11 protein-coding genes are annotated in these 12,985 nt (G+C 63.2%); 9 read left to right on the forward strand and 2 right to left on the reverse strand.

Translation table 11 applies throughout. From position 1 onward, the window contains the following. Nucleotides 1–11: 11 nt before the first annotated feature. Nucleotides 12–281 (reverse strand): YciI family protein, encoded by a 270-nt coding sequence (locus DLM86_RS27095; protein WP_110843190.1) that lies wholly within the window; start codon nt 279–281, stop codon nt 12–14. Between the two features lie 89 nt (nt 282–370). Further along, nucleotides 371–2,488, reverse strand: coding sequence for a LuxR family transcriptional regulator (locus DLM86_RS27100; protein ID WP_110843191.1), 2,118 nt, complete (start codon nt 2,486–2,488; stop codon nt 371–373). A gap of 537 nt (nt 2,489–3,025) precedes the next feature. Here DLM86_RS27100 and ilvB point away from each other — a divergent pair. The 9 genes from ilvB to DLM86_RS32240 all read left to right on the forward strand — a co-directional run bounded on the left by ilvB (nt 3,026) and on the right by DLM86_RS32240 (nt 12,947). Then, the gene (ilvB, locus tag DLM86_RS27105; RefSeq protein WP_110843192.1) at nt 3,026–4,882 is read left to right on the forward strand and encodes a biosynthetic-type acetolactate synthase large subunit; all 1,857 of its coding nucleotides are present in this window, start codon (nt 3,026–3,028) and stop codon (nt 4,880–4,882) included. Nucleotides 4,883–4,887: 5 nt separating this feature from the next. Beyond that, on the forward strand, nt 4,888–5,367 hold the full coding sequence (gene ilvN, locus DLM86_RS27110) for an acetolactate synthase small subunit (protein WP_110843193.1): 480 nt from the start codon (nt 4,888–4,890) through the stop codon (nt 5,365–5,367). Nucleotides 5,368–5,474: 107 nt separating this feature from the next. Further along, nucleotides 5,475–5,966 carry a hypothetical protein gene (locus DLM86_RS27115; protein ID WP_110843194.1) on the forward strand — a complete coding sequence of 164 codons (492 nt, stop codon included), beginning with the start codon at nt 5,475–5,477 and terminating at the stop codon, nt 5,964–5,966. A gap of 668 nt (nt 5,967–6,634) precedes the next feature. Then, nucleotides 6,635–8,158, forward strand: coding sequence for a glycosyl hydrolase family 18 protein (locus DLM86_RS32235; protein ID WP_245954957.1), 1,524 nt, complete (start codon nt 6,635–6,637; stop codon nt 8,156–8,158). A 92-nt stretch (nt 8,159–8,250) separates the two neighbouring features. Then, entirely contained in the window at nt 8,251–9,399 is a 1,149-nt protein-coding gene (locus DLM86_RS27125) for a winged helix DNA-binding domain-containing protein (protein ID WP_110843195.1), read from the forward strand. Between the two features lie 4 nt (nt 9,400–9,403). Beyond that, on the forward strand, nt 9,404–9,727 hold the full coding sequence (locus tag DLM86_RS27130) for a thioredoxin family protein (RefSeq protein WP_110843196.1): 324 nt from the start codon (nt 9,404–9,406) through the stop codon (nt 9,725–9,727). A 211-nt stretch (nt 9,728–9,938) separates the two neighbouring features. Further along, complete coding sequence (locus DLM86_RS27135) at nt 9,939–10,964, forward strand: NADH:flavin oxidoreductase/NADH oxidase (protein ID WP_110843197.1); 1,026 nt, start codon at nt 9,939–9,941, stop codon at nt 10,962–10,964. 238 nt (nt 10,965–11,202) lie between these two features. Then, nucleotides 11,203–12,768 carry an ATP-binding protein gene (locus DLM86_RS27140; protein ID WP_110843198.1) on the forward strand — a complete coding sequence of 522 codons (1,566 nt, stop codon included), beginning with the start codon at nt 11,203–11,205 and terminating at the stop codon, nt 12,766–12,768. Between the two features lie 35 nt (nt 12,769–12,803). Next, nucleotides 12,804–12,947: a hypothetical protein gene (locus tag DLM86_RS32240; protein WP_158289684.1), complete on the forward strand. Its 144-nt coding sequence runs from the start codon at nt 12,804–12,806 to the stop codon at nt 12,945–12,947. Nucleotides 12,948–12,985 lie beyond the last annotated feature (38 nt).

Consider the following 12,985-nt stretch of genomic DNA (forward strand, 5'->3'; position numbering starts at 1 on the left):
GGCTCCCGCAATCAAGCGAGCGGGAACTGCAGCGGATTCCACTCGCGCAGCTCGAGCGTGCGCGCGCCTTCGGCCACGACCGGGTCGGCTTCGGCCAGCTTTTGCGCTTCTTCCGCCGAATCGGCGCGGTAGATGACCATGCCGCCTTTTTTGTCGGCGAACGGACCGGCCATGACCACTTTATTTTCCTTGTACAGCTTGTCCAGGTAGTCGAGATGGGCGGGGCGGACTTTGGCGTTCAAGTCGGCGTCGACGATCGTGAGCAGGGCGACGTAATGCATGCGGGATGCACTCCTTTCGATTGGGCGTTTCGTTTTCTCTTGCATTGTACCTTGCCGGCCGCCCGCTGAAAAGGGCGAATCGGCCCCGATTACGGGCTCCGGTCCGGACGGGAGGGCGGGAGCGCTTTGGCGAGCTGGGTCCGGTTTTTCAGCCCGTACTTTTGCAGCATGGCTTTGACGTGCTTCTTGACGGTCGGCACGCTCATATAGAGAGCGGCGGCGATATCCGCGTTCGTAAAGCCTTGCGCCAGCAGGGCGGCCACCTCGCTCTCGCGCGGGGTCAGGACGGGCTCTTCGGACGGCGGCTCGGCGTCGGCGGGCGCGGCGAACGCGGGGAAGGCGCCCCCGCTCGATCCGGTTACGCGGGCGAGGAACGCGAGCATCCGCTCGCCGCGCGTATCGAGCGCGTATGTGGGCGCCGGACCGGCCCCGTCGTAGTCGGTATGCTCCGCGCCGGGAACCGGCTCGAAGCCGAGGCTGAGGTGCCCCTCCTCGTAGTACGGGAACGGCGGCGGCGAAGCGATCAGCAGCGCTCCGCCGAGCATATGCTCCAGCTTCAGCCGCACGAGATCGCTTCTCAGCTCCTCCCGCTCGTAGTCGTCCGCGTCCGCGATGTACAAATATCGCACGTCGCTGTCGCGGGGCGGCTTGCGCAGCGCTTGCAGCCGCTGCGGCGGCAGCGCGCGGAAGTAAGCGCGGGAGACGGGCGCTTGCGCCAAAAAGTCGAGCGTGCCCTCGTGAACCGGCACGATGGCGACGAGCCCGACCGCTTCCCCGTCGGGATTGCGCAGCAGCGTGACCGCCTGCTCGCCTCCGCGCTCGACCAGCTCGCGGATCGGCAGCCGGGTCAGCGCCAGCAGGCTGTGGCCGGCGGCGAGGGCGAACCGGAACGGCTCCCCGGTCTCCGGATCGGAGCAGCGGATGTTGAAGTCGCGCGCGCGGGACAGCCGGCGGCGGACGTAGGCCTCTGCGTCGGCGACGTTGTGCGGGCCGACGGTTTCCCAATAATTGCGGGAAGCCCGGGAGTGGCGGAAATGCGCGCGCACGATCGGGTTGCCGATATGGCCGAGCAGCTCCGCCGCCTCGCGGGACATGTCCCGGCCGTCCCGAAGCGCGGCCGTAATCCGGTCGCGCAGCGAGCGGATCGTCGACGCCCGGTACTCGGCGAACCGGTCGGGCAGCCGCTCGCGGAACGACTGGCGCACCGTCTCCCGGGCGAGCTCGTGCATGTGCCACCCGCCGGCGCTCCGCTCGACGAACGACAGCCGGACGAGCCGCTCGAACAGGGAGGGCGCGATCGGCCGTCCGATCAAGGCGGAGAGGCTCTCCTGATGGAACGTGCGAGGCACGGACGCCGCCATGACGAGGTCGCGCAGCTCGTCGTCGGGCGCTTCGCGCAGCCAATGGCGGACGAGCTCCTCGAAGCGGACGTCGAGCCGCTCCGGCAGCGAGGCGGCCGACCGTCCCGCGCCCGGCGCGGCGGCGGACGCGGCCATCGACAGCGAGAGCGGATGGCCGAGCGTCTGCATCCAGAGCCGGTCGGCGAGCGGCTCGTCGGTGACGCCGCAGCGCGTCAAATACGTTTTGGCGTCGTCGTAGCTCCACTCGGACACCGGGAGCGCGACGACCAGCTTGCGCCACGCGGGCGACAGCCGCCAAGGGCCTTCGAGCGGGTAGCGGCCGGCGATGACGACGAGGACGTTCGCGTGCAGCTTCGGCAGAAACGTTTCCCGCAGCCAAGCGTCGAGCGGGCCGACCTCTTCGTAATGGTCGAAGGCGAGGACGACCCGCCGGGACGCGGCGATCCGGTTGAGCGCCGCGGCGGCGGCGTCTGCGGCCTGGCCGGCCGGCGCGGCGGGGGCGTCATCGGCCTCGGCGGCGTCCGCGTCGGCGGTCTGCGAGCGGACGATCGCGGCGATGTGCCCGGGGTCGCCGGACACGTCGCGCAGGTCGACGAGCGCGAAGCGGGCTCCGAAGCGGACGGCGATGGCGCGGAACCGCTCGAGCAGGACGGTTTTGCCCATGCCGCCCGTCCCGTGCACGTTCACGATCCGCTCCGTCCGCTCCGGCAGCCGGGTCAAGTAATCTTCGAAAAAGCGCAGCTCGAACGTGCGGCCGACGAAGTCGTCGCCGCGAAGCCGGTCGAGCCGCTCTCCGATCGTATCCGGCGCGTCATGGCGCCGTTCGTCTTCCGGTGCCGCATTCATCGGCGATGCTCCTTTCCGTTTAGGATGGTGTAGGGCGGGGATGCGGAGATAAGGTGCGTTTGTACGTGATGGGGCGCTCCGCCGCCGTCGGCGGACGAAATTGTGTACCAACGTACCTTATTTCCACGGTCCCCCTCACCGATCGAGCCGGATAGTGTACAAACGTACCTTATTTCCGTGAAAAATCGGCCGGGCAGGGCTAATCCAGACAAAATAGTGTACAAACGTACCTTATTTGTGCCAATCCCTCGCCGATCGAGCCGGATAGTGTACAAACGTACGTTATTATTGCAAAACCTCAGTCAGACGGGGCTAGTGCAGACGGAATCGTGTAAAAAACGCACCTTATTTGCGGCCGACTACGGGATTCGGCCGTCGCCTTCGCCGCCACGCCCGCTTCAGTCGCCGCACCGCACCGTGCCCGCGCCGGTAACTTTTTATCACAAAGTATACTATCAAAGTAACCCAAAGGATAGTACATCGTCCCCCGCGGACATGGTACCGTTACGGTAAACGATCCGAAAGGGGAACGACCGCATGAACGATTCAACGCTTCAACGGGGGGCCGCCGCGGCTGCCGCCGCCGAACGGGAAGGCGGAGGCGACCGTCATCCGTCGGCCGGGGGAGGGAGCACGTTCTCCGCCGCCCCGATCGCCGATCCCGCATTTCGCGAAAAGCTGCTACAGCCGGACCGGGTATCCGGGTCCGAAATTTTGCTGCGCTCGCTGCTGCTCGAAGGAGTCGAATGTGTATTCGGCTACCCGGGCGGCGCCGTTCTGTACATTTACGACGCGATGCACGGCAACGAAGGCTTCCGGCATCTGCTGACGCGCCACGAGCAGGGCGCGATCCACGCCGCCGACGGGTACGCCCGCTCAACCGGCAAAACCGGCGTCTGCATCGCCACGTCGGGACCGGGGGCGACGAACCTCGTCACCGGCATCGCCACCGCGCACATGGATTCGGTGCCGCTCGTCGTCGTGACCGGCAACGTCGCGACGTCGCTCATCGGCACCGACTCGTTCCAGGAAGCGGACATCGTCGGCATTACGCAGCCGATTACGAAGCACAGCTTCTTCGTCCGGCGCGTCGAAGATTTGGCGCGCATCGTCCGCGAGGCGTTCCATATCGCCGGTACGGGACGCAAGGGGCCGGTGCTCATCGACATTCCGAAGGACGTGTCCGCCGAGGAGACCGAATTCCGCTGGCCCGAGACGATCTCGATCCCCGGCTACGCGCCGGAGGCTCAAGTGCGGCACCCCGGGCTGCCGGAGCAAATCGGGAAGCTGCTCGCGGCGCTGGAGACGGCGGAGCGGCCGCTCCTGCTCGCGGGGGGAGGCGTCGTCGCCGCCGACGGCTCCGCCGAGCTGATCGCCTTCGCCGAGCGCGCGAACGTGCCCGTGACGACGACGCTGCTCGGGCTCGGCGGCTTCCCGAGCGGACATCTGTTATGGCTCGGCATGCCGGGCATGCACGGCACCGTGGCGGCGAACCGCGCGCTGCTCGAATGCGACCTGCTCATCTCGGCGGGAGCTCGGTTCGACGACCGCGTCACGATGCGCCTCGACGGCTTCGCGCCGCAGGCGACGATCGCGCACATCGATATTGACGCCGCCGAGATCGGCAAGCTGGTGCCGACGTCGATCCCCGTCCAGGGCGACGTCAAGGACGTGCTCGCGTCCGCGCTCGCCCGGATGGGGAGCCGGAAGGCGGGCGTCGGACGGACCGCCGAATGGCTGGGGCGGCTGGCGGCGCTCGCCCGCGAGCATCCGCTCCGGTACGCCGACGCCGAGAAGCCGCTCAAGCCGCAATACGTCATCGAGATGATCTCCGAGACGACGAACGGCGAGGCCATCGTGACGACCGACGTCGGTCAGCACCAGATGTGGACGGCGCAATTTTACAAATTCAAGCGTCCGCGTTCCCTGCTCACGTCCGGCGGACTCGGCACGATGGGCTTCGGCTTTCCTTCGGCGATCGGCGCGCAAGTAGGCAACCCGGACCGGCTCGTCGTCTCGATCAACGGCGACGGAGGAATGCAGATGTGCGCTCAGGAGCTGGCCGTATGCGCCATCCATAACATTCCGGTCAAAATCGTCGTCATCAACAACCGGACGCTCGGCATGATCAAGCAGTGGCAGGAGCTCATCTACGACGGCCGATACAGCCATATCGACCTGTCGGGCAGCCCGGATTTCGTCAAGCTGGCGGAAGCTTACGGCGTGAAAGGGCTTCGGGCGGACAACAGGCGGGACGCGCAGCTCGTCTGGCGCGAAGCGATGGAGACGCCGGGGCCGGTGCTCATCGATTTCGTCGTCTCGAAGGACGAGCTCGTCTTCCCGATGGTTCCGCAAGGAAAAGCGCTGAGCGACATCATCACGGGGGAGGCGTAACCGCAGTGGAAAAGCATACGATATCCGTCCTCGTGCGCAATCAGCCGGGGGTGCTGCAGCGCATCTCCGGCCTGTTCGGACGCCGGGGCTACAACATGGAGAGCATTACGGTCGGCGCCTCCGAGCGGGAAGGCTTGTCCCGCATTACGATTACGACGGCCGGGGACGACCGGGCGGCGGAGCAAATTTGCAAGCAGCTCGACAAGCTCGTCGACGTCGTGCGCGTGGCGCTTCTGCCGCGCCGCACCGTCATCGCGCGCGAGCTGATGCTCGTCAAGCTGCGGGCCGAGCCGCAGGCGCGTCCCGATATTTTCGCCGTCGTCGATACGTTCCGCTGTTCGACCGTCGACGTCGGGCCTCATTCCGTCGTCATTCAAGTCGTAGGCGATCCGGACAAAAACGACGCCCTGCTCCACCTGCTCGGCTCGTACGGCATACTCGAGCTGACGCGCACGGGGGAGACGGCGATGCTGCGGGGCGATTAAGACGCCGCGGCGGCGGCGAAAGTAGGGGAAGGGATTCCGTTTATGCTACAATGGCATAAAGACGGAATCCCTTTTTCCGCTGTGTACGAGAGGGGAGAGTGAACCGCATGACCGACGGACATAACGACGAGAAGCTCAAGCTGGAGCGGGCCGCCGTCCGCGACTTCATCCGGCTGTACAACGCGCGCCACGACGTCAAGCTGCGCCTGCTGTATCAGCACGACCGTCCCGACGCGGTGCTGCAAACGTCTCGCGGCGGCAAGCTCGGCGTGGAGATCACGCACTTGTTCTACGACGCCGCGGAAGCGAAGGCGCTGCTCGGCCGGCCGGACGGCACCGTATCGGGCCCCGTCACGTTGGCCCATCTGATCGCCCAGCTGAACGAGCTGGTCCGCCGCAAGGAATCGAAAAGACAAGCCTACGACCCCGCTTATCCGATCTCGCTGCTCATTCGCAATTCGTCGCCTACGTTCCGGCTGACCGAGATTTGGGCGGCCCGCGAGCATATCCATAAGCCGAACGACGTGTTTGTGGATACGTGGTTTTTGACGCGAGACGGTACGCCGGATTGGAAGCTGGTCAATTTGGACGACATATAGAGCGCCTTTAAGGGAAAAGATCCGCCCGGTGCAAGCGCGCCGCCGGCGGAGATAGACCCGGTAAACGAGCCGCGGAGCGCCATGCTTCGCGGCCGGCGGCGCTGGAACTCTTGCTTTATGTCGGGAGAGGGGGCCGGATGAGCCCAATCGATCATGCGGACGGCGGGAAGGAGCTGATATAATAGATTTGCTGGAGCAAGGGGAGGTGATAACGATTTACTTGGAAGCGCTTTCCTTGTGCGCACAAGCGGAAAGCGAGGAAACGCTTCGTCAAGAACGGCGAGAAATGCAGGTTTGCCGAACTCGCGAAACCCGTAAATTTCGTAAAAACGCGGAACTCGCAAAATCGCGCAAACCGGGTAACCCGTGCAGCGGATTCGAAGATTTTGAACGGTAAACGGTCCCAGACTCGCGGATTTGCAGATTCGAAGGCTTTGCACACTCGCAGACTTGCACACTCGCAGACTTGCACACTCGCAGACTTGCAGACTTGCAGACTTGCAGACCCTAGGACCCACCCAATCGCGTTACCCACAGAACCCGGAATCCGGCCCTCGGGCCCCCGGAAACCTCACCTCGCCGCGTCGCAAGTCCAGCAACCGATGCCGGCGATCGGAACGTCCCGAATCAACGCAGACTCGATCAACCAGAAGATGGAGGAATCCGAAATGAAACGCGATTCGCGTCTCCGCCCTGCCAGGGGCTTCTTTGCCCTCCGATTGACCGTCCTGATCGCCATGATTCTCTCGCTTCTGCCCATTCCCGCTTATGCGGCGAAAGACCGGAAAGCCCCCTCCGCCCCGACCGGGCTTCGCGTCGTCCAAAAGACGGACGTCTCGGCTACGCTCGCCTGGACTCCGTCGACCGACAACGTGGGCGTCGCCTCTTATCTCGTTTACAAAAACGCAGCGTTAGCCGGAACGTCGTCCACCCCCGGCTTCGCCGTCACGTCGTTGTCCCCGTCTACGACGTATACATTCACCGTAAAAGCGAAAGACGCCGCAGGCAACGTATCTTCCGCCAGCACGCCGATTTCCGTCACGACGTCCGCCCCGACAGCGCCCGCTCCGACACCGGCTCCGGGTGCCGCTCCCAAGCTGATCGGCTACTACGGAGGCTGGTCGACTTATACGGGCAGCCAAATCGCCGACGTCGACGGCTCGAAGCTGACGCATCTGTTCTATGCATTCGCCAACATCGGCGACGATTGGAAGGTGCAGGTCGGCGATCCGTATGCCGATACGGAGAAAACGTTCCCGGGCGATACCGGCTCCGAACCGTTCTGCGGCAACTTCAATCAGCTGCTCAAGCTGAAGCAGCGTTATCCGCATTTGAAAACGTACATATCGGTCGGCGGCTGGTCGTGGTCGGCGAAATTTTCCGACGCCGCGGCTTCCGACGCCGCCCGAACGGCCTTCGCGGACAGCGCGGTAGCCTTTGCCGCGAAATACGGCTTTGACGGCGTCGACATCGACTGGGAATATCCCGTATCGGGCGGCATGGCGGGCAATACGCACCGTCCGGAGGACAAGACGAATTTTACGCTGCTTATGCAAAAGCTTCGCGAAAAGCTGGACGCCCAGTCGACCCGGGACGGCAAAACGTACGGCCTCAGCTTCGCCGGCGCGGCCGGCGCGTATTATGCGGCCAATACGGAGCTCGGCAAGCTGCAGGCCGTTTGCGATATCGTCGGCATCATGACGTACGACATTCACGGGACGTGGGACGGGATAACGGGCTTGAACGCGCCGCTGTACCGCGATCCGAACAGCGGCTTCGCCTCGGATTGGAGCGTCCATGACGCGGTTCGGCTGTACGTCGGACAAGGCGTGCCCGCGAGCAAAATCGTGCTCGGCGTTCCGTTCTACGGCTACAAGTACGACAACGTCGCCGGGACGGCCCGAGGCGGCTTGTACCAGCCGTTTTCCGGCGGCAAATCGGTAAGCTACGCGACGATCGCCGCTTCCTACGCTCCGGCCGGATCCGGCTATGCCCGGTCGTTCCATGCCGATTCCAAGGTGCCGTCTTTGTTCAACGGGACCAGCTTCATCAGCTACGACGACCCGGAATCAGTCGCGTTGAAGGGAGCTTATGCGAAGGCGCAGGGGCTCGGCGGGGCGATGATTTGGGATTTGGGGCAGGATACGGCCGGACACGACCTATTGAACGCGCTGTACGCGAGCATGCGGTAGTTTGTCGCCCGGGCGGCGGCGTGGTATACTGGCAGCGAGTACGCAAGGAAGCTGCCGAACCGGCAGCGGACCGGAAAGCGAGGAAAGGCGTCATGTCCGCATCAAGGATAACCTCCGCGCACGTTGCCGCCTGGCGGATGTCCCGGCAAGGGCTGCTGCGGCGCGCCGGCAAAGAAGACTGGCTGGATACCGTCCGGCGAATCGGCGGCCTTCACGCGCAGGTGATGTCGGCGGCCGAGCTGAGCGTCTGGGCGAGAGCCGACGGCGTATCGCCCGACGACGTGAAGCGGGCGCTGTGGGAAGACCGGACGCTCGTCAAGACGTGGGCGATGCGGGGAACGCTCCACCTGCTGCCCGCGGACGAGCTGCCGACGACGGTCGCGGCGCTTCGCGAAACCGTTTCGACGTTTTACCGCAAGCCGTCTTGGCTGAATGTTCACGGCATCACGCTCGAGCAGCTGGACGCCGTCATCGAAGGGATCCGGCGCTCGCTCGGCGAAGAGCCGCTTACCCGCGAGCAGCTGGCCGACGCGCTGGTCGCCCATACGGGACAGGAGAAGCTGCGCGAGCTGCTGCAATCGGGCTGGGGTTCCCTGCTCAAGCCCGCAGCGCACGAAGGGGCGTTGCTTTTCGGCCCGAGCCAGGGGCAGAACGTCACGTTCGTCCGGCCGGACCGATGGCTGCCCCGATGGACGAGCCCGTCGGTCTCTCCCGAGGAAGCGGTGCGCGGCGCCGTCCGCCGATATTTGTCCGTATACGGTCCGGCCACTTACGAAGATTTCGGACGCTGGTGGGGCGTCGACGTATCGAAGGCGAAGCGGCTGTTCCGCAGTCTCGACGACGAGCTCGTCTCCGTACGCGTCGATGGCCGCGAAGGCTGGATGCTGCGGGACGACGCCCCCAGCCTCGAAGCCGCTTCGGTCCCGGACGGGACGGTCCGGCTGCTGCCGCATTTCGACCCGTATACGGTGTCGATGTCGCACCGGACCCAGCACGTGCTGGCGGAGCCGTACAAGCCGCTCGTCTACCGCAATCAAGGCTGGATTTACCCGGTTGTCCTCGTGGGCACGCGGATGGCCGGCATTTGGGAGACGGAGAAGAAGCGGGGGCAAATCGAGCTGAAGGTGGAATGGTTCGAGCCGCCGAAAGGCAAGCAGGCGGCGGCGACAAGAGCGGGGCTCGAGGAAGAAGCGTCGCGGCTGGCCGCCTTTTTCGACGCCGATATCGTGATGAGGGGGTAACGACATGGAGAACATAACGAGCGCCGAGCAATTTCGGGAGCTGATCGGGCAAGACCGGGTGACGATCGTCAAATATTACACGACCTGGTGCCCGGATTGCAAAAATTTGGACCGCTTCATCGGGGACGTCGTCGCCGACCACGCGGACAAGCAGTGGTTCGAGATGGACGCCGAGCAATTCCAGGACATCGCCGAGGAGAACGAAGTGCGCGGCATTCCGAGCCTGCTCGCCTACCGCAACGGCCGGAAAATCGCGCATCTTCACAGCAAATTCGCGAAGACGCCGGCGCAAATCAAAGAATACTTGGACGGGCTGCCGCGGGAATGAAAGCCGGCGGTCCCATACAACAAGCGATCCGCCTCCTCCTTAGGGGAGCGCGGATCGTTTTTTTTCTTGCACGGGCCGCGGCGGAACTCTTCGTTACCTTGGAGAAACGAACTGAAAACAAGATCACTCCTTTTCAATGGAAACCGGGATGCTTATAATCGCATTAAAGTTGAAACAATAGGGAACATACCCGATAACAGGAGGAACCTTCATGAACCGACTGGACACGCCTTTCGCCCATAAAAGCTTGCAGCTTCGCAACCGCATCGTCATGCCGCCGATGTGCCAATACTCGGTCGAGGCCAAGGACGGCAAGCCGAACGACTGGCACTTCGCCCACTACGTCGCGCGCTCCGTCGGGGGAGCCGGGCTCGTCATCGTCGAAATGACGGACGTCGAGCCGGACGGCCGCATCTCCGATTACGACCTCGGCCTCTGGTCCGACGATCACATCCCGGCGTTCGCCCGCATCGTGTCCGCCGTCCGGTCGCACGGCGCCAAGATCGGCGTGCAAATCGCCCACGCCGGCCGCAAAGCCCAAGACGCCGAAGTGCCGGTCGCCCCGTCCGCGATCCCGGTCGACGCGCAATCGAAGACGCCGCGCGCCTTGACGACGGAGGAGACGAAGGCGATGGTCGGCAAGTTCCGCGACGCCGCGGTGCGGGCGATCGCCGCCGGCTTCGACACGATCGAGCTGCACGCCGCCCACGGCTATTTGATTCATCAGTTCCATTCCCCGTCGCTCAACCGGCGCGAGGACGAGTACGGGCAAGACTTGGCGCTGTTCGGCGTCGAGGTCATCCGCGCGGTCAAGGAAGCGATGCCGGCGGATATGCCGCTTCTGCTGCGCATTTCCGCGATCGAGTATATGGACGGCGGCTACGACCTCGACCATTCGCTCGCCATCGCCCGCCGATACTTGGAAGCGGGCGCGGACATCTTCCACGTCACGACCGGCGGCGAAGGACCGGCCGGCAAGCGCAAGCCGGGCAACTACCCCGGCTACCAAGTGCCGTACGCCCGCGCCTATAAGGAGGCGCTCGGCGTGCCCGTCATCGCCGTCGGCATGCTCGAGGACCCGGCGCTCGCCGACGCCACCGTGGCGAACGGCGACGCCGATTTGGTCGGCGTCGCGCGCGGCATGCTGCGCGACCCGTATTGGGCGCACCATGCGATCCGCGCCGTTACCGGCCGAAACGCCGACTACGTGCCGAAGCCATACGCCCGCGCGTTTTAAGGGACGGCGGACCGAGAGTGCGTCCGGCGCCAACCGATTTCGCGGCGCAAGCCGCCATCCCAAGCCCGCCCCCGTACCCGATGGGGGGCGTTTTTTTATTTGCGGAGCGATTTGTCCCTATAAGCAAGCTAGAATAAAATTTCATATAATTATATACTTAGAGAAATTATTACCGCAGACCGAGAACGGACGGACCGGCATTTGGCCGGAAAATGTTGGAAACCGGAGGAATGCAGCCATGTCGACCGAAAACCCGCAATCCAAAAAACGAAACGAAGCGCATCTGAGCCAGTTGGCCTCCGTCGGACAAATCGCGGCGGGCATCGCCCACGAAGTGAAAAATCCGCTCACCGCCGTCAAAGGTTTTTTGCAATTGCTGAAAGAGAAAAACGACGAAGCGTATATCGAGATTGCCCAGACGGAGTTGGAGAACGCGCTCGGCATTTTGCAAAATTTGCTTCACGTGTCCAAGCCGGATCTCGACGACGAGCCGTTCGAATCGATCGACTTGACCGTCGAGCTTGAAATGCTGACGCAGCTGTTTCAGGATCAATTTTACCGGGTCGCCCTGATCAAGCGGTTCGAAGATCCGGGCAACTACATTTACGCCAAGCGCAATCAATTGAAAAAAGCGTTTTTCAATCTGCTCAAAAACGCGTTCGAGGCCATCCCCGACAAAGGTACGATTATAGTCGCGCACCGGAGCACGGGAGACGCCGTCACGGTGACGATCGAGGACGACGGACTCGGCATTCCGAAGGACAAGCTCGAGCTTCTGGGCACTCCATTTTTTTCGACCAAGCCGAACGGGACCGGTATGGGACTTACGCTCGTGTTTTCCGTCGTCTATCAGAACAACGGGTTTATCGAGGTCGAGAGCGAGGAAAACAAGGGAACCAAGTTCACGATAACGTTTCCGAAGGAGAACGGATCGAAAAAAAACAAAGAGGTGGTTCGGTTGAGTCTCAAGACTCCGCTGGAAGACAATTTGAAGGAGTTTTTCGTCCTGAACCGTCCCGAGTTCGAGGAACGGCTATTGTTGGAAGCGGTCAACGTCCGGGACAAAATCGACGAAATTCTCGAAGTCGGCAAAATCAATTTGCTCGACAACGCCCACAGGCTCGTTCTGTATATCGTCGAGGGCAGGGAGCACGAGGTGATCTCCTTCGCCAGGGCGGAGGGCGTCACTTGGGCGAAGCATTCGCTGACGCTCGCCTTCAAGCTGGAATGGATTCAGGCGCTGCGGCGCGTCCTATGGGACTTCCTGTATAACTACGACCGGGAGCGAGGGTTTGTCCACACCAAGGAGGACTTCTTCGCACTGGAAAAGCGGATCAACGAGCTCATGGACCTGTTCCTCAATCATCTGTTCATCAGCTATTCGCAATATAAGGACGATCTGATCCGGGCCCAACGGGAAATGGTGGAGGATCTTTCGGTGCCGATCATCCCGCTGACGCATTCGATTTCGATCCTGCCTCTCATCGGCGCGATTGACGCTACCCGTGCCAGCACGATCGAAGACAAGGTGATCACGCAGATCGGGAAAGAACGGATCGAAACGTTGATCATGGACTTGTCCGGCATCATCGAGACGGATATCGGATTCATCCAGAAGCTGATCGGCGTAATCGACGGGGTGAGGATGATGGGCTGCCGCGTCGTCATAACCGGAATCCGGGCGGAAACAGTCAAGCTGATGATTCGATCCGGCTTATCGTTCGAGCAAAAAGCGATTATGAAAGGAAACTTGCAGCAGGCGCTGGCGGACCATATTCGAAGCGAGACGCCGCCGAGCCTGTGATACGGGGGAAAGCCCCGGGAAGGGGGGGACGGACGATGACCGCCAAAGTCAAGCTGGCGCTAATGGCCGTATTCGCCGCGGCCGTGCTGTTGACCGGCTGCGTGAAGGACGGCAAGTGCGGCTGCGTCGACGAGCCCGCCGAGCCGAATGCGCCGGCCAAGACGGAGTCCGTGTCTTAAACGGCTCGGGAACGGGGCGAACGGAAGCGGATTCCGGA

The organism is Paenibacillus flagellatus, assembly GCF_003217775.1.
Lineage (GTDB): Bacteria > Bacillota > Bacilli > Paenibacillales > NBRC-103111 > Paenibacillus_AB > Paenibacillus_AB flagellatus.

Excerpts from the sequence above, each read along its gene's own strand:
- DLM86_RS27095 (WP_110843190.1), bottom strand. The coding sequence starts at position 281 with ATGCATTACGTCGCCCTGCTCACGATCGTCGACGCCGACTTGAACGCC.
- DLM86_RS27100 (WP_110843191.1), bottom strand. The coding sequence starts at position 2,488 with ATGAATGCGGCACCGGAAGACGAACGGCGCCATGACGCGCCGGATACG.
- ilvB (WP_110843192.1), top strand. The coding sequence starts at position 3,026 with ATGAACGATTCAACGCTTCAACGGGGGGCCGCCGCGGCTGCCGCCGCC.
- DLM86_RS27115 (WP_110843194.1), top strand. The coding sequence starts at position 5,475 with ATGACCGACGGACATAACGACGAGAAGCTCAAGCTGGAGCGGGCCGCC.
- DLM86_RS32235 (WP_245954957.1), top strand. The coding sequence starts at position 6,635 with ATGAAACGCGATTCGCGTCTCCGCCCTGCCAGGGGCTTCTTTGCCCTC.
- DLM86_RS27125 (WP_110843195.1), top strand. The coding sequence starts at position 8,251 with ATGTCCGCATCAAGGATAACCTCCGCGCACGTTGCCGCCTGGCGGATG.
- DLM86_RS27130 (WP_110843196.1), top strand. The coding sequence starts at position 9,404 with ATGGAGAACATAACGAGCGCCGAGCAATTTCGGGAGCTGATCGGGCAA.
- DLM86_RS27135 (WP_110843197.1), top strand. The coding sequence starts at position 9,939 with ATGAACCGACTGGACACGCCTTTCGCCCATAAAAGCTTGCAGCTTCGC.
- DLM86_RS27140 (WP_110843198.1), top strand. The coding sequence starts at position 11,203 with ATGTCGACCGAAAACCCGCAATCCAAAAAACGAAACGAAGCGCATCTG.
- DLM86_RS32240 (WP_158289684.1), top strand. The coding sequence starts at position 12,804 with ATGACCGCCAAAGTCAAGCTGGCGCTAATGGCCGTATTCGCCGCGGCC.